Origin of the sequence: Macrococcoides bohemicum, assembly GCF_016865215.1 — a bacterium.
GTDB classification, from domain to species: domain Bacteria; phylum Bacillota; class Bacilli; order Staphylococcales; family Staphylococcaceae; genus Macrococcoides; species Macrococcoides bohemicum.
This window is the reverse complement of the sequence record NZ_CP054482.1, coordinates 1,014,897-1,035,675: the sequence shown is the minus strand read 5'-3', so window position 1 is coordinate 1,035,675 and position 20,779 is coordinate 1,014,897. Positions and strand designations below refer to the sequence as shown.

Annotated in this window: 17 protein-coding genes and 1 riboswitch; of the genes, 3 read left to right on the top strand and 14 right to left on the bottom strand. The window is 33.4% G+C overall.

All coding sequences use genetic code 11. The annotated features are described in order from the left end of the window. Positions 1–103 precede the first annotated feature (103 nt). A complete protein-coding gene (locus HT586_RS05340) occupies positions 104–1,132 on the bottom strand; it encodes a S66 family peptidase (protein ID WP_203546449.1) in 1,029 nt (342 codons plus the stop codon). 161 nt (positions 1,133–1,293) lie between these two features. Then, the gene (locus tag HT586_RS05335) at positions 1,294–2,028 is read right to left on the bottom strand and encodes a MerR family transcriptional regulator (protein WP_203546448.1); all 735 of its coding nucleotides are present in this window, start codon (positions 2,026–2,028) and stop codon (positions 1,294–1,296) included. Between the two features lie 145 nt (positions 2,029–2,173). Between HT586_RS05335 and HT586_RS05330 the strand changes: the two genes are divergently transcribed. Beyond that, the gene (locus HT586_RS05330) at positions 2,174–3,385 is read left to right on the top strand and encodes an esterase/lipase family protein (protein WP_203546447.1); all 1,212 of its coding nucleotides are present in this window, start codon (positions 2,174–2,176) and stop codon (positions 3,383–3,385) included. Positions 3,386–3,407: 22 nt separating this feature from the next. Here the strand turns inward: HT586_RS05330 and tenA are convergent, their stop codons facing one another. The 7 genes from tenA to glgB all read right to left on the bottom strand — a co-directional run bounded on the left by tenA (position 3,408) and on the right by glgB (position 12,887). After that, positions 3,408–4,085, bottom strand: a complete 678-nt coding sequence (gene tenA, locus HT586_RS05325) for a thiaminase II (RefSeq protein ID WP_203546446.1) — start codon at positions 4,083–4,085, stop codon at positions 3,408–3,410. A gap of 38 nt (positions 4,086–4,123) precedes the next feature. Continuing rightward, a riboswitch (TPP riboswitch) is annotated at positions 4,124–4,221 on the bottom strand. An 85-nt stretch (positions 4,222–4,306) separates the two neighbouring features. Continuing rightward, a complete protein-coding gene (locus HT586_RS05320) occupies positions 4,307–4,606 on the bottom strand; it encodes a hypothetical protein (RefSeq protein ID WP_238999329.1) in 300 nt (99 codons plus the stop codon). A gap of 212 nt (positions 4,607–4,818) precedes the next feature. Beyond that, positions 4,819–7,224 (bottom strand): glycogen/starch/alpha-glucan phosphorylase, encoded by a 2,406-nt coding sequence (locus HT586_RS05315; protein ID WP_203546444.1) that lies wholly within the window; start codon positions 7,222–7,224, stop codon positions 4,819–4,821. Positions 7,225–7,234: 10 nt separating this feature from the next. Further along, positions 7,235–8,635, bottom strand: coding sequence for a glycogen synthase (locus tag HT586_RS05310; RefSeq protein ID WP_203546443.1), 1,401 nt, complete (start codon positions 8,633–8,635; stop codon positions 7,235–7,237). Between the two features lie 20 nt (positions 8,636–8,655). Further along, positions 8,656–9,759 carry a glucose-1-phosphate adenylyltransferase subunit GlgD gene (gene glgD / locus HT586_RS05305; protein WP_203546442.1) on the bottom strand — a complete coding sequence of 368 codons (1,104 nt, stop codon included), beginning with the start codon at positions 9,757–9,759 and terminating at the stop codon, positions 8,656–8,658. After that, positions 9,759–10,907 (bottom strand): glucose-1-phosphate adenylyltransferase, encoded by a 1,149-nt coding sequence (locus tag HT586_RS05300; RefSeq protein ID WP_096076822.1) that lies wholly within the window; start codon positions 10,905–10,907, stop codon positions 9,759–9,761. Before HT586_RS05300 ends, glgD begins: the two co-directional genes overlap by 1 nt. A 51-nt stretch (positions 10,908–10,958) precedes the next feature. Next, positions 10,959–12,887: a 1,4-alpha-glucan branching protein GlgB gene (gene glgB, locus HT586_RS05295; RefSeq protein ID WP_203546441.1), complete on the bottom strand. Its 1,929-nt coding sequence runs from the start codon at positions 12,885–12,887 to the stop codon at positions 10,959–10,961. 258 nt (positions 12,888–13,145) lie between these two features. Here glgB and pulA point away from each other — a divergent pair, with 258 nt between their 5' ends. Both pulA and HT586_RS05285 read left to right on the top strand, forming a co-directional pair. Then, positions 13,146–15,221: a type I pullulanase gene (gene pulA / locus HT586_RS05290; RefSeq protein WP_203546440.1), complete on the top strand. Its 2,076-nt coding sequence runs from the start codon at positions 13,146–13,148 to the stop codon at positions 15,219–15,221. Positions 15,222–15,306: 85 nt separating this feature from the next. Next, on the top strand, positions 15,307–16,956 hold the full coding sequence (locus HT586_RS05285) for a phospho-sugar mutase (protein WP_203546439.1): 1,650 nt from the start codon (positions 15,307–15,309) through the stop codon (positions 16,954–16,956). A 44-nt stretch (positions 16,957–17,000) separates the two neighbouring features. Here the strand turns inward: HT586_RS05285 and HT586_RS05280 are convergent, their stop codons facing one another. From HT586_RS05280 to HT586_RS05260, 5 genes are all read right to left on the bottom strand, one after another. Then, entirely contained in the window at positions 17,001–17,723 is a 723-nt protein-coding gene (locus tag HT586_RS05280; protein WP_096076826.1) for a hypothetical protein, read from the bottom strand. A gap of 61 nt (positions 17,724–17,784) precedes the next feature. Further along, positions 17,785–18,396: an orotate phosphoribosyltransferase gene (gene pyrE / locus HT586_RS05275; RefSeq protein WP_096076827.1), complete on the bottom strand. Its 612-nt coding sequence runs from the start codon at positions 18,394–18,396 to the stop codon at positions 17,785–17,787. Continuing rightward, positions 18,386–19,087 carry an orotidine-5'-phosphate decarboxylase gene (pyrF, locus tag HT586_RS05270; RefSeq protein ID WP_096076828.1) on the bottom strand — a complete coding sequence of 234 codons (702 nt, stop codon included), beginning with the start codon at positions 19,085–19,087 and terminating at the stop codon, positions 18,386–18,388. The genes pyrE and pyrF overlap by 11 nt, the downstream gene beginning before the upstream one ends. Next, positions 19,088–20,014 (bottom strand): dihydroorotate dehydrogenase, encoded by a 927-nt coding sequence (locus tag HT586_RS05265; protein ID WP_096076829.1) that lies wholly within the window; start codon positions 20,012–20,014, stop codon positions 19,088–19,090. It lies immediately after the preceding gene. Then, on the bottom strand, positions 20,011–20,775 hold the full coding sequence (locus tag HT586_RS05260; protein ID WP_165958599.1) for a dihydroorotate dehydrogenase electron transfer subunit: 765 nt from the start codon (positions 20,773–20,775) through the stop codon (positions 20,011–20,013). The genes HT586_RS05265 and HT586_RS05260 overlap by 4 nt, the downstream gene beginning before the upstream one ends. Positions 20,776–20,779: the final 4 nt, after the last annotated feature.

Genomic DNA, 20,779 nt, shown 5'->3' with positions numbered 1-20,779 from the left:
GTCATCACCCACTTAACATATTATATTAATGATATATTATTATCAGATTTTTCAAAAGAGTGCATCAATAATTTTAGTTAAAAAAATAACCAGCCAGCGCTGGTTATTCTACTGCATTTTCTAATATTGTAAACGTCTTATTGTAAGTATCGAGTTCAGCCTGAACACCATAAGGTAATATCCCTTTTGGTTCATTATGTCCAAAGCTTGCATTATAAAATACCGGTAAATCTTCTCTGCCGATTTCTTTAAGTATCTTTTGAAAAACTGCTTTAATTTCTTCATAATAGACACCATCTTGTGGTCTACCGATTATCATCCCATTGATTATATCAAAGATTCCCATTACTGCATACGTTCTTATATATTGCTCTAACACTTCAGGATGCGTGTGTCTTTCAGATGTTTCAAGGAACAGAATGGCATCTTTAAATGCCGATACTTCCGGAAAGTATTTCGTGCCCTGTATATGATTTAATGATTCTACACATCCACCTATTAAATGTCCTTGAACCTTACCTACACCATTAATCACTTCGTACCCTGGATTGAGTAAATTTTCTCGCTCAAAATCTTTGGCAATCTCATCCCATAACAATCCAAATTTACGCACAGTTTCTGAAGTATATATACGTCCAACAGGATTATCAGTAAAAAGTAAATTTAATATTTGACTGATTGTATATTCATCCATCTTTACATTTTCAGCAAAGTCAGTAAGTAGTGCGGGGCCATAATACGTTGTTATACCATGCTGATAGAAATAAAGATGTTGTACTGTCGTATCAGAATAGCCCATAAAAATTTTGGGATTCTGTTTAAACGCTTCTACATCTATATACGGCATAATACGAACTGATTCGGTACCTCCTATTGTACAAATAATTGCTTTAACTTCTGGATCTAACACTGCCTGATTGAAGTCTTCTGCCCTTTTTTCAGGATGTGCATATAAATATTCTGAACCTTTTAATGCATTTGGCATTACTTTATATTTTAATCCAAATACAGATTCAAGTCTTTCTAAACCCTGCTTCGTTCTCCATATGAAATCATCCTCGCCGGCCATGCCACTAGATAAAGATACAATGGCAATTGTATCACCTTTTTTTATTTTTACTGGTTTTATCATCATGTCACCTATTATTCATATTTGTTAATAACATTTTATATTAAATTCTGAATTTTTAAAAGTCTTTGTAAAAAATTATTACTAAGAACATTATTTTCAATATATAATAATTATTTTGCATATTTAAATTTATGCAAAATAAAAACAGCTGATGCGCTGTTTTAAGAATTTATCATTGCATAATATTTCATTGCTTCACTCATATATTTCGCAAGTCCTTCGCCATACTGATTGATGTTATTAGTAAATCGTTCATCAATTATATACATATCACCTAATCCATAAAAGGCATCTCGTGAATAAGTTCCAAAATTTTCATTTAGAAAGTGATAAAATTTTTCAGTATGCTGCAAGACTGTTTGGTCTTCAATAGGTTTATCTTTTAATTGATTAAATGTCACGAATATATCAATCCAATCCTGTGAAAGTTGATTTTTACCATCATCTGAAAGCTGGTTAATTTTCTTTTGTGATAAATCTACCGCTTTATCCCCATACTTCTCACGCGCTTCTTGTTCATACTGGATATCGTTAAAATTAATACCTTTAAATTTTTCTTCTGGTGTCATCTTCTTACCCTCTTTTTTACTTTTTATTGTTTGGTCGATTAGTGTAATCATTGAATGAATCTGTTGTTGCTGAACTTCAAGTCTTGTTCGTTGATCTGTAAGGACATCTATCATATTTCTATTGTCGTTTAATAGCGCTTTAATTTTATTTAGTGATAGATTCATTTTGCGGTAGAGCATTATGTGTTGAAGTCTGTCTAAATCTAAATCACTATAATCACGATATCCGTTGTCATTTTTATTTGGACATAATAAGTCGATTTCATCATAATAATGCAAAGTTCTTATGCTTACACCTGTTAATTCAGATACTTTTTTAATATTCATATCCTACCTCCTTACAATGTTACTTTAAACTATAACGTTACGTCAGAGTCAACATATAATTTTAGTTTCTGATTTAAATATTTTGAAGTGATATAATGAATTAAACAATTTATGAATATCCTATATTGTTCAAGGAGTTTTGATAATGCGTAAACGTCTTACAACAATACTTACAGAACGTGCACCGATTCTTCCTGAGAAAGTAGCTAATAATGATTTAAAGATTAATAAAGAGCCGATTATTTTAGTCCATGGTTTTGCAGGATTTGCAAGAGATAATACACCGCATGGATTAATGCCTTATTGGGGTGGTTTAAAGGTAAATATAACTTCTACATTAAATATTGAAGGCTATGATATATATGAAGCGAGCATAGGTTCTATGACCTCAAGTTATGACCGCGCTGTTGAATTATATTATTATATCAAAGGTGGTCGTGTAGACTATGGGGCTTATCACAGTAATAAATTTGGGCATCATCGTTTCGGTAAGACATATGAGGGCATTTTTCCAGATTGGCAGCCAGGTAAAAAAGTGCATTTCATAGGTCATAGTATGGGCGGACAGACAATACGTATATTAGAGCATATGTTACGTTTTGGTCGTCCTGAAGAAGTAGCCTATGCAAACGCCCACCATTTAAAAGTTGCATCTCTATTTATAGGTGGACAAGATAATATGATCAATACAATTACAACAATCGGTACACCGCATAACGGAACATATATTGCAGATCGATTAGGTAATAAGAATTTAATTAAATCATTCTTTTATCGACTCGTTGAGAACGAAGGTATAGCAAGCTTTAAAATAGACTGGGGCTTTGGTCAATGGGGATTACGTCAACAAAAAGGTGAAAGTTACTTTGCATACATTAAACGAGTTAGAGCGAATAAGCTTTGGCAGACTACTGACAACGGCTTTTATGACTTAACATTAAAAGGCTCAGAGGAAATCAATAACAAGCTTTCAATTAATCCAAACATTCGATATAAAAGTTATTCGACTGTTGCTACACATAAAAGTTTCTTCACGAAATATCAAATTGCAAATGTCGGGATGTTTGCCCCTTTCTATCTTACGGGTATAATCAGTACAATATCAGGAACACCTGAATGGTGGGAAAATGATGGACTTGTGCCAGCGATTTCTGCTGAAGGGCCATTCACCGAACCTAAATCTTACAATAAAAAGGTGATGATAGATCGTGGTATATGGCATGTTTTTCCTAGAATGTATGGTTGGGATCATATGGATCAGATTGGTGGCAATATGACAAATTTACTCCATACGCCAGGAGAATTAATCGATTTCTATCGCACACTTGTTAAAGAACTCGTTTTATTTGAAAAATAAAAACCTAGGAAAATTCCTAGGTTTATTTTTGTGGGATTGGCCATGTTTCAAGATTTTCACACATATCCCAGAACATATATTCATAATAACTTGTCTTAACGATAATTTCTTCTAATTCTGCTAATTCCGTTTCCGGTTTACCTTCAGTCAACGCATCCATTAATCTGATTGCTTCATTCGTTAATTCAGTAAATTCTTCACCAGAGTATGTTGCAACCCAGTCGTGATAAAGATTACTTTCATCGCGTGCACCAGGCATTTGTGCTAATGATTTACCGATATAATTGTAACTCCATGCACATGCGAGTAAACATGCAACGACATGCTCAGCACCTCCACGTTGTGCATGATTCAACATATAACTCGTATAAGCAGTGTTTGTAGCAGCTGAATCAGTCGATTCAAGTTCATCAGTAGATATGTCAAAAGATGCTGCATATTTACGATGTAAATCCATCTCCATAAATAAAGTGCCATGCAATAAATGTGCGAATGTACTCATCGTAGATAAATCTCTAGATTTAGCACTTCCAATCGCCATTAATTTTGCATATTCAATTAAATATACATAATCTTGTTTCAACCAATGCTGAAATTTTTCTTTTGAAAGTGTACCATCCGCTAATCCTTTCACAAAAGGATGATCAAGATAAGAACTCCAAATAGGTTCAACACGTTGCCAAATACGTTCCGTAAACATTCTATTCCTCCTAAAAAATATACCTATACACATAAGGTATAGGTATCTTCCCACTTCCCTACGCTAGCATTAACCAACAGGTTCAAAGGGTCGGAATTAACCTCTCAGCACAAATTGTGCACCCCTAGTGTATAAGTATTATATTTATATTCATTATAACAATAATTATCTTAATTACAAAATGCCGTTAGGTTCTTCAGTTAGAATTAATCCGACTTAGACTATTTGACGGTTGTTTTATATGCTTCTACAAATGCTTTTGCTTCTTTTCGATTCACTTGATCAAACAGCCACGATTCACCGTTTTTTTCCATTATCGCGATACGGAATGGAACTGTTGAGATGCCGCTTTTGATACTCTTAATTTCATCTAATAAAAAAGTATCTTTTACTTCAGTTCCTGACAAAGGGCCCTGTGCTTCAAAAGTTATAACGTCATCATATAAATTTAATGTACCTGGTACTAAAGTTGATCGATATAAAGACATCGATGCATTTACACTCATGATATGTTTAGTCATTTTATCCACTCCTTCCATTTATTTATATTATATATTATCGGAGAAAAGATTTATAGCGAAAGAAATAGCGATATTGTTTATTTTTAGTTAGAGATTCCACTATTACTCACTTTCTTTTGCGGTATCTTTCTCTTTCTACCATCGATTCCGTTAAATCTCTGCCAGCAAATGAAAAAAGACCAATCCTTCACTCGGGATTGGTCAAAATCTTACTATACTAATTTCCAGATATCCGTTGCATATTGCTGGATTGTTCTATCACTTGAGAATTGTCCTGATTTCAGGATATTCATCAAGCTCATTTGATTCCATTTCTTCTTATCCTGATATGTTGCCATCGCAGTTAAGTGAATATCTACATAAGCATTAAAATCTTTTAATAGGAAATATGGATCATTGTTTGTAAGCACATGATAATATAGATTGTTAAATGCAAAGTCACGACCAAACTGTTCATTTTTAAGTGCATCCATCGCACCTTTAACACGTCCATCTGTTTGATAGATAGCTTCCGCCTGATAACCACCATTGTTCTGGTAGTTAATTACTTCTTCTGAACTTAATCCAAAGATAAAGATATTTTCCTTACCTACTAATTCAGCGATTTCAACGTTCGCACCATCCATTGTTCCAAGTGTCACAGCTCCATTCATCATCATCTTCATATTCCCAGTTCCAGATGCTTCCATAGATGCTGTAGATATTTGCTCAGAGATTTCAGCAGCCGGCATAATATCTTCTGCAAGTGTTACATTATAGTTCTCTAAAAATACTACTTTAATTCTATTGTCTACATCTTTATCATTATTCACAACATTTCCTACTGCATGAATTAATTTAATAATTTCTTTAGCAATATGATAACTTGGTGCAGCTTTAGCACCAAATATAAATGTTCTAGGCTGAATTCTTGTAGATGGTTTGCGCTTAATTTCATTGTAAAGATATATAATGTGTAAAATATTTAATAATTGACGTTTGTATTCATGTAATCTTTTTACCTGTACATCAAATACTGAATTTTCATCTACTTCAATACCTGTTTTTTTATAAATAACTTCTTTAAGTACACGTTTATTCTCAAGCTTAACATCTGCAAGATGATTTAAGAATGATTCGTCGTTATAATAACGCATTAGCTGTGTTAATTCTTGTGGTGATTTATGCCACACATCACCAATTGCATCATTGATTAAATGGGTTAAACCAGGGTTAGCTGTCATCAACCAACGACGGTGTGTAATCCCATTTGTTTTGTTGTTGAATTTTTCAGGTTGTATCCTATAGAAATCATTAAATGTATGATCTTTAATAATTTCAGAGTGAAGTGCTGCAACTCCGTTTACCGAGAATGAGCCAACGATTGCTAATTTACTCATATGCACGACATTATTACTAATCACTGCTAAATCAGCTATTTTGTCGCGCATTTCTGGATGTTTCTCATATACTTCACGGCAGAATCTTTCATTAATTTCATTAATAATCATAAAGATTCTTGGATTTACCTTTTGAACTTGACTTACTGGCCATTTTTCTAATGCTTCCTGCATGATTGTATGGTTGGTATAGGCAAATGTCTTAGTAACAATCGACCAGGCTTCATTCCATCCTAAACCTTCTTCATCCATTAAAATACGCATTAATTCAGGAATACCGAAAGTAGGATGCGTATCATTAATTTGAATACAGTGATATTCATGGAACTGCGTCACAGGTAAATTATATTTTTCTTTGAATTGCTTAATTAATGTCTGAATCGTTGATGACACTAAGAAATACTGTTGTTTTAGACGTAGGAAACGACCTTCTTCAGTCGAATCATCCGGATATAAGAATCCTGAGATTCGTTCTACATTCTGCATATGTTCTAATCTGTTCTTATAGTTGCCATGATCAATAACGTCTGATGGTAATTCAGCGCTCCACAATCTTAACTGGTTCACAACGTCATTGTCATATCCCACTACACCAACGTCATATGGCACTGCTAATACTGTTTCCTGATTGTGATACGTAAATTTAAAATTACCATGCTCATCGACTTCACTTGATACTTCACCACCGAAGTTCACATGCATCGCTTCATCTATTTTACGTGTTTCCCATGGATAAACTTCTTGTAACCAGTTATCTGGTAATTCAATTTGCGTACCATTGACAATTCGTTGTTCAAATAACCCATAACGATAACGAATTCCAAAACCATTACCTAAATATCCAAGACTCGCGATAGAATCTAAGAAACAGGCTGCAAGTCGTCCTAATCCCCCATTACCAAGTCCAGCATCATTTTCTTCACTATATACTTTTTTAGGGTCTCTTCCTAATTCAGTTAAAACTTCGTTACAAACATCTAACAATCCTGCATTTAATAAGTTACTTTCAATTAAACGACCAATTAAAAATTCCATAGATAAATAGTTGATTTGACGTTTTTTTCTATCTATATTAGTTTTTTTCGTTTCAACACTCGCTTGGTTGATTTCATCTTTTAAGATTGAACAAATTGCATAGAATAAATCCGTATCTGTCGTTTCTTCTAATGTTGTATTTCTTTTGTTCGTTAATTTCATCTCCAGGCGTTCACGGAATTCTGTTTTTGAATAAGTTTTCATTGAAGTCTCCTTAATAGATTTCTAGATATTTTTGAGCTGATGCATCCCAGCTATGATTTACTTTGGCAATATTCTTAATTAATGATTTATATTCTTCTTTGTTGCTATAAATTGCTAATGAAGCATATAAGCGGTCCAGTAATTCATGTGCATTATAATTAGCGAAACTTAAACCAGTACCCTCATGTGTCACATAATTAAATGGCATAACAGTATCTTTTAATCCACCTGTTTCTCTAACAATTGGAATTGATTTATACTGAAGTGCTATCAACTGACTTAAACCACACGGCTCGAATAATGATGGCATAATAAAGAAATCACTTGCAGCATATATTTCTCTTGAAAATGCTTCATTAAACCCAAGATGTAAACTCACTTTATCAGGATACTTATCGCTTAAATAATGGAAATAATGTTCATATCGATAATCACCATTACCTAAAATAACGATTTGAACATCTTGCTGAACAAATTCTTCTAATATACGCATGACAAGATCGAGTCCCTTTTGTTCAACCATTCTTGTAATAATCGCGTACATAGGGATATCCTTATTGACTGGTAAATTAATTTTCTCTTGTAAAATTTTCTTATTCTCTTGTTTTTTAGGAATTGAACTTTTGAAATTAACGGGTATTGAAGGATCTTTCATTGAATGATAATCATCAACATCAATGCCATTCACAATACCTATTAAATCATGGTGACGCATATTCAGCAGATCTTCTAAACCTTCTCCGTAATAAGGTGTCTTTATTTCATCCGCATAGCTTGGAGAAACTGTTGTAATCTTATCTGCATGAAAGATACCAGCTTTAAGTAAATTTAACATACCGTCCCATTCAAAACCTGAAAAATGTGTTCTATCTAAGTTAAACACATCTTCAAAAGCATCGTACATCAGTAGACCTTGATATTTAATATTATGAATAGTAAAGACAGTCTTAATACCTTCTACTGGTCGTTTAATGTTACATATTGCTACAGCTGCACCTGCTTGCCAGTCATGTCCGTGTAATACATCAGGTTTATAATCACTGCGATAGATAAATTCTATTACTGCATTTGAAAAGAATACAAATCTTTCACTGTCATCTTCGTATCCATACATACCATCGCGACCGAAATACTGTAAATTATCAACAAAGTAATACTTAATACCTTCTAATTCTAAAGATAAGATACGTGTATATTGAAAACGCCACCCAACTGGTGTCTGGTAAACCATTTCTTCTTCAAGCATATCTCGATACTCTTTTTTCAAGCTTGCATACATCGGTAAAATGACACGAACTTCACATTGATTCGTTTGATTTAAATATTTTGGAAGACTACCGATAACATCGGCAAGTCCTCCAGATTTAAAGAATGGTGTACATTCTGAAGCCACAAACAATACTTTTTTCATTATTATCTTCCAACTTTCTGTTAAATTGTTTGTCGTTTGGCAACTACAAATGGTTTATCTGTTGATCCAATTAACTTTTGATGTTCATTAACCGTAACATCCTTATCAAGTATTACATTTTCAATGTAAGCATCTTTATGAATACAGCAATTCGTCATAATAATTGAATTTTTAATCACTGCGCCCTTTTCAACTTTTACACCACGATATAAGATACTATTTTCAATATGGCCTTCAATTACACATCCATTAGCAACAGTTGAATTTTTAACGATACATCCATCTTTATACTTTGTAGGGGGTTGATTAGAAGTCTTAGTTTTGATACGATTTTCCTTCATAAATATTTTCTTATACTTATCAGGATCTAAAATATCAAGATTACACTTGTAAAATGCTTTTAAAGAATTGATATACATCGTTGTCTCTTCAATATCAAAAAATATAATATTTAATTCATGCATACGTTCCTGAATACCTTGAACAAAGAAACTATCTTTATAGTTTTGAATACAGAAATCCATAATTTCAAACAATTTATCTTTCTTCACTATATAAGTACCAGTGAAAATATGGTGATTTTCCTGGTCGTGATTTAAAAATGTTACACGTTTACCTTCTGTATTGACGCGTAACAATGGTTGATGCATTTCTTCCAAGTGCTCTTTTTGTTCTGTAATCAGTGTAATATCAGCATCACTTTCAATATGATGTTTAAAAGCTTCTTTAAAATCAGTATTGACAATAAACTGTGACCCTGAAATAATAACATCTGTTGCTTTTGATCTTGTAAAGAAATCACGGTTGTTATGGAAATGACGCAAGTCACCACGAGAAATATCTGTCGGGTCATGCCAATCAGGAGGTAAAACGAATAAACGAGATAGTCTATCATCTAATCCAAAGTTATCACCATTTTCCAGATGGTCCATTAATGAACGATATTTCTGATTAACAAATAGAGCAACTTCATTTGTACCGCTATTTACCATATTAGATAAACTAAAATCAACAAGACGATAACGTCCTGCAAATGGAACGCTTGCACCATTTCTAAAATAAGTTAATTCTTCTAAAAAATCATGTTCATTTTCAATATTAATTAAACCCATTAATGATCTCATTATTTACTACCTCCTGTGAACTCGCTTAAATTATCTGGTCCAACTACAATTGGTTCTTCACTATTATTACCATCTATTACAGTGCCATCAGGAATATTTATTTTATGCATGATAATCGCCTTATCAATTTTACAGTTTTCACCGATTACTGTTTTAGGGTGAATAATAGAGTCTTTAATGAAAGTACCATTACCAACAGTTACTTCACTAAATAAAACTGAGTGTTCAACGTGACCAAAGATAAATGACCCAGGACAAATTAATGAATCAGTTATATTCGCTTCACTACCAATAAATTGAGGAGGTAAATTAGCCTCATGAGAAAATGTTGGCCATGTCTTACTATTTAATAATTCAGATAAATCTTCATTTAATAAATCCATATTAGCTTCCCAATATGACTGTATCGTACCAACATCTTTCCAGTAACCATCAAAACGATAAGCATATAATAGTTTATTATCCGCTAACATTTTTGGAATAATATCATTCCCGAAATCGTGTTCAGACTGTGTATCTTTTTCATCTTCAACTAAATATTCACGTAATACTTTCCAATTAAAGATATAAATTCCCATTGAAGCTAAATTATTTTTAGGAACTGCCGGTTTCTCATCAAACTCATAAATTTTAAGATCTTCTTCTGTATTTAAAATACCGAATCGACTTGCTTCTTCAAAAGGTACTTCGATTACAGAAATCGTCGCATCTGCATTCTTTTCTTTATGATGATCAAGCATTGCCTGATAGTCCATTTGATAAATATGATCTCCTGATAATATTAATAAATATTCCGGATCATATTGATCAATAAAATGAATATTTTTTGTAATTGCATCTGCTGTTCCTTCAAACCATGAAGCACCAGTCTGATCAGCAAACGGTGCAAGGACTGTAACTCCACCATCAAGTTTATCCAGCGACCAAGGTTTACCCATACCAATATGGCGGTTTAACATTAAAGGTGCATATTGAACGAGTACCCCTACAGTATTAATATTTGAGTTCGTTAAATTACTTAAGGTAAAATCGATGATTCTATATTTCCCCCCAAATGGTACTGCTGGTTTTGCCACATTTTTTGTTAATTGACCTAACCTTGTACCTTTACCACCTGCTAATAACATACCAACAATTTCTTTAGCCATTTTGAAATCCCCTATTCTTAAATTATTTATAGTTTTCTTGCAAAAAATCCTTTATTCAGATAAATTTTTTCGCTCCTTAACTTTCTTATAAATAACAAAACCTAATGGTGGTATTTTCCCTTGTATCGAATGATTTAAACCATGCATAGGGTTTGGATTACTAAATAAATATTTTGATATTACTTGATTTGAACCGCCATATTGCTTAGCATCTGAATTAAATAACTCCCGATATTTTCCTGGTTCTGATACACCAACTTTAAAATCATAATAAACTTCAGGTGAGAAATTTAATAGTACGATGAGTTCAGTACCATCTTTTGCCCGACGTATATAACTCAATAAACGCTGTTCATTATCATCTGCATCAATCCATTGAAATCCATCGTGACTAAAATCCTGTTCAAATAATGCTTTCTCTCTTAAATACAATTTATTAAAATCTTTTATGAAACGATGTAAGCCACTATGTACAGGATAATCCAATAAGAACCAGTCTACTTGATCTTTATCTTTCCATTCAGCATACATTCCAATTTCACTACCCATAAAGTTTAGTTTCTTACCAGGTTGTGTCAATTGATAGCCATATAATAATCTATATTGTGCAAACTTTCTCCATTCGTCTCCAGGCATTTTATCAAGCATTGATAATTTCCCATGAACAACTTCATCATGTGAAAACGGCAATATATAATGTTCATTATATCGATACATCATCGGGAAATTGAGGTGATTATGATACCTTTGTCTGTCCTCCGGAGCCACTTCAAAATAATCTAATGTATCATGCATAAATCCGAGATCCCATTTATAATCAAATCCAAACCCACCATCTTTAACAGGTGTTGTAATGGACGTAATATCAGAAGAATCCTCTGCTATCATAATTGCATGTGGTACAACTTTATGAATTTCATCATTTAATTTCTTTATAAAAGCAACCGCTTCTTTATGTTCATTTGTTCCTTCATCATTATAAATCTTCTCATGAGCTTCATAGTTCTCAAAGTTGAGGTCTGTCATACTATGCACTGCATCTACTCTTAAGCCATCTACATGATACTCTGTTAACCAGAAAATAGCATTTGAGATTAAAAAGCTCTGAACTTCTGTACGTCCAAAATCAAAAGTCAATGTTCCCCAGCTACGCTTTTCTGCACGATACATATCTTGATATTCAAAAAGTGGTGTACCATCAAACATACGTAATCCATGTTCATCTTTACAGAAATGTGCGGGTACCCAATCAAGAATGACACCGATATTATGCTGATGACATTGATCGATAAAATACTTAAAATCCTGAGGTGTCCCGAATCTCGATGTCGGCGCATAATATCCTGTCACTTGATATCCCCAGCTTAAGTCAAAAGGATGTTCGGTTATCGGCATCAGTTCAACATGGGTATAACCCATTTCAACTAAATATGGAACAAGATTTTCTGCCATTTCGAGATATGAATAGTGCGTTTTATCGGTATAAGTATCTATCGTATCTTCTGCTGTACGATTTGCTTCATGCTTTTTCCATGTTCCGAGATGCACTTCATAAATATTCATCGGAGAAGATAAATGATTAAATTTCTTACGTTTATTCATCCATTGCTTATCCTGCCAATTATAATCAATGTTACGAACGATTGAAGCTGTATGTGGTCGTTTCTCTGCATAAAATGCATAAGGATCAGCTTTTAAAAAAGGTTCTCCATTCTGAGGCGTTATCTTGTATTTATAAGCGGTGTTCTCATGTACTTTGAACGTTCCTGTAAAAATACCGCTATCCTCAACTCTAGTTAAATTAAAATGATTTCCTGTCCAATTATTTTCATCTAATGTAACTGAAACATCTAAAGCATTTGGTGCCCAGACACTAAACGTCGTTTCTTTCGTCTCCGGATGATAATGCGCACCTAAAAATGAATAAGATTGATAATGTGTTCCCTGGTGAAATAAATATTTGTCTAAATCTGTAATCATACCCTCACCCTTTACCGCTTCTATTCTCTATCTTTTATTATATGATAATTTTGTAAATATTACGTCAATTAGTGTAAATTAATTCAAAGAAAAATATTATATTCGTGTTAACTTGTATGGCGTTAAACATAATAAAATTTATAACACAAATGCTTATATATTATTAGTATACATCTGTCATCATAATTTTAATAATAATATCATATTATTTACTAATAACTGAAAAACTCGATATAATAATCATATCAGGAGGTTGTTATGAGCACAGCATATATTGATGATTTTCAGATTATCACGTTACATTATGATTTAGTCGAAAATCCACAAAACTATTTTAAGACGATCCAGCTTGTTAGCAATAAATTTGTACATAATCTCGATTTAATTGAAACGAATCATTTTGAAAATCATTCTTACTATAAGTTTAAAACAGATAGACCTATTGATATTTCAGATAAATATTTTATTCATATCAAACAACTAAAAATACCTGTAATATTAGGTAAAGTTACCCAAACGAATACTTTTGAACAAATGTTTGATGCTCGTGAACACGAATTTGGTGCAATTGTTCGTGACAACAAAACGACATTTACAGTGTGGTCACCAGTTGCAAAAGTAATCAAGCTCAATATTAATGATAAGAGTCATACGATGAAAAAATTAAATGATGGTACACACCGTATCACTTTATATGGAAATTACCATCTCCAAAGTTATCATTATGATGCATATATTAACCACCAATGGATTCAGGTAAATGATCCGTACTCAAAAGGATTAACATTGAACGCTACTGAATCTGTCGTTATCGATTTTAATAAAACTAACCTCGATGGTTTCTATGAATTTTCACGTCCTGAAACAATGCAGAAAGATGCTCTTATTTATGAAGTACATGTAAGAGATTTTACGATGCATCCTAATAGTGGGGTTTCTCCAGAGAAAAAAGGTAAATTACTTGGATTAATTGAACCCCATACGACGACATCGACAGGTGAATCAACAGGTTTTGATTACTTGACTCGTTTAGGTATTACGCATGTAGAATTACTACCCATCAATGATTTTGCGCGAGTTGACGATGTAGAATTTGAAAAAGCATATAACTGGGGCTATGATCCAGAATACTTTCAGACAATCGATGGCAGTTATTCAACACAACCTGCTAATGCCGCAAAAAGGATTCAGGAATTAAAGCAGGTTGTCCAAGCATTTCATGAAAAAGGTATTGGCGTCATATTAGATGTCGTATTTAATCATGTATTCTATATGCCGAATTCAAGTTTTGATAAGCTCGTGCCGGGATATTACTTTAGATATCATGAGGACGGTACAGTAAGCAACGGAACAGGCGTCGGTAATGACACAAAAACAGAACGTCTAATGATGCGTAAATTCTTTGTTGATACGATTAAATATTACATCCATGAATTTAAAATTGATGGGTTCCGCTTTGATTTAATGGGAACGATTGATATTGATACCATGCAGGAAATTAAGTCTGTTGTCATGCGTGATAATCCAAATGCATTTTTACTTGGTGAAGGTTGGGATCTCGCTACAGCACTTCCGAAAGAACTTAAAACAACACATGAAAACGCATATAATCTTCCGGAAATACATTTTTTCAATGATTATTTTAGAGATACATTAAAAGGTAATAACTTTAATTTGTTGGATCGAGGATATTTTAATGGTGGTGGTAGGTATTATGAAAGAATGTTCAATATATTTATTGGACACAAAGGCCAGTTACCCGTCAACCAAACTGTGAACTATGTAGAAGTTCATGATAATCATACATTATTTGATCGCATCAACTATACAAGTAATAAATCTTTAGAAGAAAAAAATATGATTCATCAGTTAGCAACAGTCTTTACAATTTTATCACTGGGTACCCCGTTTCTCCATGCCGGCCAGGAATTTTACCGAACTAAATATGGCCACGGGAATACGTATAATTTAAGTGACTTCATTAATCGCATTGACTGGAACCGACGCATAAAATACAAAGAAGATATCAACCTGATAAAAAGAGCAATTCAAATTAGAAATGAACATCGCATTTTTAGAACTAAAAATATCAATAAAATCAAAAAACGCATTATTCCATTTGAATTGGAACATCCTTTGCTCGGTATTTTATTATTTGATTCAAAATCCGAACTCATTTTACTTTTTAATCCAACACCATTGCATCACATCGTTAACTTGCCAAGAATGGGTGAATTTATGGTCATTCTTTCGAACTATAATGAGGACATTGCAATTAAAAACTTTTACGATCTCAGTCCTTTTGAATATGTTGTATTAAAAAAGAATTTATAGGGAAAAGTCCAATAGAAATTAATTGTAAACGATATCATTACCTGTTTTAATAAATATATGATAATTACTAAGGAGATGGAAGCACATGTCAGTTCGTGAATTATGGGAATCAAATATTGAAAACAGTTTAATTACTCAAGAAGTTTATTCAGCCACTTCTGAAGCATTGAAAGAAGATGGATATGTCGGTGCACTTGCATTCGGTACAGCAGGTATCCGTGGGAAAATCGGCCTAGGTCCTAATCGATTAAATAAGTACACAGTTCAAAAAGTTGCTACCGGGCTTGCAAAATATTTAAATGAAGTGAAAAAAGATGCTACTGTCGTTATCGCTTATGATACACGTCATTTTTCACCTGAATTTTGTGATGTGATTGCATGTGTACTTGGTAGTTATGGCGTAAAAACATTCATGTTTGACCGTTATCATACGACACCTGAACTTTCTTACTGTGTAAGACACCTTAAAACAGATGCAGGTGTGATGATTACTGCAAGTCACAATCCTCCAGAATACAACGGTATCAAGATTTATGGACCAGATGGCGGTCAATTAGCAATAGAAGGTGCTGCAAAAGTAAGTGACTTTATTGATAAGATTGATGATGTGTTCAATTTACAATCTGAAGATAAAGAAATTTTAGTTAGCAAAGGGTTAATTGAATACGTAGAAACAAGCGTCATTGAATCATATAAACAGGAAGTATTAAATTTAGTTGAAAGTATTCCATCTTCAGACTTAAAGGTTGTATTTACGAGTTTACATGGGACAAGTGTTCCAATCGTGCCTGAGATTTTAGATGCACTGAACTTCACAAAATACGAAATCGTAAAAGAACAGGCTGTACCAGATGCAGATTTCTCTTCTGTAAAATCTGCAAACCCGGAAGATCACGATGCTTTTGATATGGCGATTGAGTATGCTAAAAAAAGCAACGCTGATTTACTGATTGCGACGGATCCAGATGCTGATAGAATGGGTATTGTCGCTCAAGTTGATGGACAATTCCACTATTTTAATGGTAATCAAATTGGCGCATTACTCCTAAATTATAGAATTCATTCAACACAAGACACTGAAAATCGTGCTGCAGTAAAGTCTATTGTGACAAGTGAATTAGGTAAAGTCATTGCAGAACAAAATAATGTGAAGATGTTTGATGTATTGACTGGATTTAAATTTATCGCAGAAAAAATTGCTTCTTTTGAAGCAAATAAAGATTATAATTATATCTTTGGATATGAAGAAAGTTACGGATTTATGGCTGGTCCTTTCGTACGTGATAAAGATGCCGTACAAATCGTTCCATTGATTATTAAACATGCGAGCGAACTAAAAAATGAAGGTAAAACAATTGTAGATGCAATGAATGAGATATATGCTAAATACGGCAAGTATCAGGAAAAATTATTCTCACATACATTTGAAGGCCAAGAAGGAAAAAGCAAGATTGATACGATCATGCGTGAAAATCGACAAAATATACCTGCTGAAATTGCTGGATATAAAGTGATTAAAACTGAAGATTTCTTAGCGCAGACAAGTACAATAGCTGAAAGTATCACTCGATTAGAATTACCTCCAGCAAATGTATTAAAGTTCTACTTTGAAGAAGGATGGATTGCACTTCGCCCTTCTGGTACTGAACCTAAAATAAAATTATATGTATCAATGATTACAGATGATATTGATACAATTGCTGAAAAAATTAACAATAAGATATTTGGTAAATAAAACTTATAAAAAATAAAACGAGACTGAAAAAATTCAGTCTCGTTTTATTTTGTCATTGCAAATTTAAAGAAATTTAACCATTCAATATCTTTAGAAATAAAGATATAGATTACCATAATAATGATAAAAGTAATGTGCAGCGGAAAAACATCCATTTTTATATTATTCATTTCACGATATGTTACAAAAAGCTTAAATGGAATTGTCATGATAATTAAGAAACGAATAATGTAAAAAAGCACCACTGTTTCTGGTGAAAAATATAAAGCGATGAGCTCAAATATGACAAATAGATTATATGTAGTATAATAACTGATCGAATCTACAAATACTTTATAGAAATTATTCGTGCGATTCAATGCTACCATTTGAATAAGAAATGTAAAAAATATTGAAACTAAGGAGAAAATTGCCCCACTTACAGTCATTCTTAGTCCTGATTCAACATTAAATTGAGTAGAATAAAATGCACCTAGTGCAAATATTAGCAGTAAATAGACGATAAAGTTCAGTGCTGCAAAGAAAAAATATTTACTGCTTTTTGGATTATCAATAATTTTATTCGGCATTGCAACTGTTCTATAAACATAGTTAAAGAAAGAGTCGATTTGATAATCAAATTCTTTAATAGGTCGTTTAACTTGCGCAATCAATTTATTTTTAGAAAATTTTTCGTTATCCTTAATTTCAGTGTCAATTCTTTTTTTTCCAGCCACAGGTGTTGGATTCTTTATAAATTTATTAATATGTCCCCATTTATCTGCCAATATTGTCACCTCATAAAAAAACTGTTTAATGTAAGTATACATTAAACAGTTTTTTTTAACATTATAAAGTGTCACGCCATTCTGTTAATCCGTCGATATCACTTGCTTCAATTTTGTTCATTTCTTTTGCGACTTGAATTAACGTATCAAAATCACTTAATGTGTAATATTCATAACCACTTTCTGCTAAGCGTTCTTTACCTTTAGATAACTGATAGCTAAATATCGCAACAATTCCTAAAACTTCAGCACCATGTGCTTTTAAAGCATCAGCAGCATCTATTGCTGATCCACCAGTAGAAATTAAATCTTCTACAACAACAACTTTCTGCCCAGGTTCAACTTTCCCTTCAATCTGATTGCCTTTTCCATGTTTCTTACTTGAAGAACGTACATAGCTCATTGGTAAGTTCATCTTTTGAGAAACAAAAGCAGCATGTGGAATGCCGGCTGTTGCAGTTCCCGCTAAAACTTCGACATCACTGAAATGTTCCTCAACTAAAGTTTTTAAACCTTCAGCAATCTCGTCGCGAACTGCAGGGTAACTCATCGTTAAACGGTTATCACAATAAATCGGACTTTTAATCCCTGATGACCATGTAAATGGATCATTTGGTTGTAAAGATACTGCTCCAATTTCTAATAATGATTTCGCTATGTTTTTACTTAACATGATTTTCCCACGCTTTCTTTATTGAATAATATTTTTCTACAGGATTAACGTCTTGAGTGATTGATCTACCAACTACAATATGAGTTGAACCATTCTCTTTAGCGAATTCTGGTGTCGCTACACGCACTTGATCTCCAACAGCATCAGTCAATGTTCTGATACCTGGAGTTACTTTTAAAAAGTCTTCACCTAAAGCATCTCTTAACATTTTACTTTCATTAGCAGAACATACAACACCATCAAGCCCTGCGTCACGTGTTAATGTTGCATAATTTAATATGCATTCATCGATCGTTAGCGGTATACCTTGTTCATTTTGCATTACCGCTTCCGATGTACTTGTCAATTGCGTTACAGCTATTAATTTCGCTTCACTTCCTGCATCACGCAATCCATTCATCGCTTCCTGCATCATCTTTTTTCCGCCTGCTGCATGTACATTCACCATTTGTATATCTAGCTTTCCTAAACCTAACATGGCTTGACGCACGGTATTAGGTATATCATAAAGTTTTAAGTCTAAAAATATTTCATGGCCTTGACTACGAATCACTTTAACAATTTCCGGACCATTCTGCATAAATAATTCCATACCGACTTTCACAAATAACGGTTCATCAAATGGTTTTAAAAATGCATTTACTTCATCCATATTTTTAAAATCTAATGCAATAATCGGTTTATGAAACATTTATTTTGCCTCCAGTAATTGATGCGTTCTATTTTTTAATTCAAGAATATGGTTTACACCAAGTTTATCTAAATAATCAGGTAAACTGTTAATGATATCTATACAAACATTAGGATTCTGGAAGTTTGCTGTACCTACTGCAACAGCATCAGCACCTACAGAAATAAAGTCAATTACATCCTGTGCATCTGTAACGCCACCCATTGCGATAATTGGGAAATCAGGTAAGGCTTTACGAACCTCATAAACCATACGCATTGCTACCGGTTTAACTGCAGGTCCACTAAGTCCTCCGACAACATTTGCAATAATTGGTGCACCTGTTTTTTCATTGATACGAAGTCCAACGAGTGTATTTATCATAGTAATACCGTCAGCATATTCAGCAACAGCTACTGCCATCTCTACGATATTCGTAACGTTCGGTGATAATTTAACATATACGGGTACATGAGAGACTGCTTTTACTTTTCGTGTTAATTCAGCTGCTGTTTTTGGGTCAGTTCCGAACTGAATACCACCCTCTTTGACATTTGGACAACTGATATTCAGTTCTAATGCTTTTACGTTTGGTGACTTTGAAATCTTTTCAGCAACCTCAACATAATCTTCTTCTTTTGAACCCGCAACATTTGCTATAATCGCTGTTTCAAATTGTTCAAGCCATTTCAATTCATGTGCAATAATATGGTCAACACCAGGATTTTGTAACCCAATCGCATTAATCATACCGCTTGAAGTTTCAGCAACACGTGGCGTTGGATTACCAAAGCGCAACTCAGGTGTAGCAGCTTTTATCATTATGGCACCTAGTTCATTTAAATCATAAAAGTTCGCAAATTCTTTTCCGAATGCGAAACAGCCGCTAGCAGGCATAATCGGATTTTTTAAATCTAATCCTGGTAATTTAACATTTAATCGACTCATAGGGCTAACGCTCCTTTCTCAAATACAGGACCGTCTGTACATATTTTTACATAACCTTCTTCATTATCTGCTTTGCATACACAAGCATAACATGCACCGATACCGCATCCCATTCGTTCTTCAAGTGATACATATCCTGGCGTATCCGGTAATGCGTTTTCTATCGCTTTTATCATCACGATTGGGCCACATGTATAAAAAGTATCATAAGTCTTAGGTAATGCTTTAATAACATCAGTGACAAATCCTTGAGTACCAAAAGAACCATCAACAGTCGCGATATGTGTTTCACCTAAAGTACTAAACTGCTCCAGGTAAAATATATCTTCTTTTGATTGGAAACCTAATATATGAATTGTTTTAACGCCACGCGCATTCAATTGTTTCGATAATTCATATAAAGGAGGAACACCTATTCCTCCGCCGATAAGTAATGCAGTATTTCCTGCTGCGTCTACCGGGAATCCATGTCCCAGTGGTGCCAGAATATCAACAGTATCACCTTGTTTTAATTGTGATAATACTTTAGTACCCTTACCATCTGCACGATATAAACAGGTTAATGTATGTTTAGATTGATCAACTTCGCAAATAGAAATGGGACGACGTAGCATAAACTCAGAAGAATTCCCTACTCTAATATGAACAAACTGTCCAGGTGTTGTCATTTCTTTCGTAATTTGACCTTCAAGTACAATTTCATAAATATTTTTTGCGATGCTTTGTTGACTTACGACTCTCATTTCTTCCTGCATAGTGATCCCT

Bases quoted from the DNA above. Each gene is read 5' to 3' on its own strand.
- HT586_RS05340 (WP_203546449.1), bottom strand. From the start codon at position 1,132: ATGATAAAACCAGTAAAAATAAAAAAAGGTGATACAATTGCCATTGTA.
- HT586_RS05335 (WP_203546448.1), bottom strand. From the start codon at position 2,028: ATGAATATTAAAAAAGTATCTGAATTAACAGGTGTAAGCATAAGAACT.
- HT586_RS05330 (WP_203546447.1), top strand. From the start codon at position 2,174: ATGCGTAAACGTCTTACAACAATACTTACAGAACGTGCACCGATTCTT.
- tenA (WP_203546446.1), bottom strand. From the start codon at position 4,085: ATGTTTACGGAACGTATTTGGCAACGTGTTGAACCTATTTGGAGTTCT.
- HT586_RS05320 (WP_238999329.1), bottom strand. From the start codon at position 4,606: ATGACTAAACATATCATGAGTGTAAATGCATCGATGTCTTTATATCGA.
- HT586_RS05315 (WP_203546444.1), bottom strand. From the start codon at position 7,224: ATGAAAACTTATTCAAAAACAGAATTCCGTGAACGCCTGGAGATGAAA.
- HT586_RS05310 (WP_203546443.1), bottom strand. From the start codon at position 8,635: ATGAAAAAAGTATTGTTTGTGGCTTCAGAATGTACACCATTCTTTAAA.
- glgD (WP_203546442.1), bottom strand. From the start codon at position 9,759: ATGAGATCATTAATGGGTTTAATTAATATTGAAAATGAACATGATTTT.
- HT586_RS05300 (WP_096076822.1), bottom strand. From the start codon at position 10,907: ATGGCTAAAGAAATTGTTGGTATGTTATTAGCAGGTGGTAAAGGTACA.
- glgB (WP_203546441.1), bottom strand. From the start codon at position 12,887: ATGATTACAGATTTAGACAAATATTTATTTCACCAGGGAACACATTAT.
- pulA (WP_203546440.1), top strand. From the start codon at position 13,146: ATGAGCACAGCATATATTGATGATTTTCAGATTATCACGTTACATTAT.
- HT586_RS05285 (WP_203546439.1), top strand. From the start codon at position 15,307: ATGTCAGTTCGTGAATTATGGGAATCAAATATTGAAAACAGTTTAATT.
- pyrE (WP_096076827.1), bottom strand. From the start codon at position 18,396: ATGTTAAGTAAAAACATAGCGAAATCATTATTAGAAATTGGAGCAGTA.
- pyrF (WP_096076828.1), bottom strand. From the start codon at position 19,087: ATGTTTCATAAACCGATTATTGCATTAGATTTTAAAAATATGGATGAA.
- HT586_RS05265 (WP_096076829.1), bottom strand. From the start codon at position 20,014: ATGAGTCGATTAAATGTTAAATTACCAGGATTAGATTTAAAAAATCCG.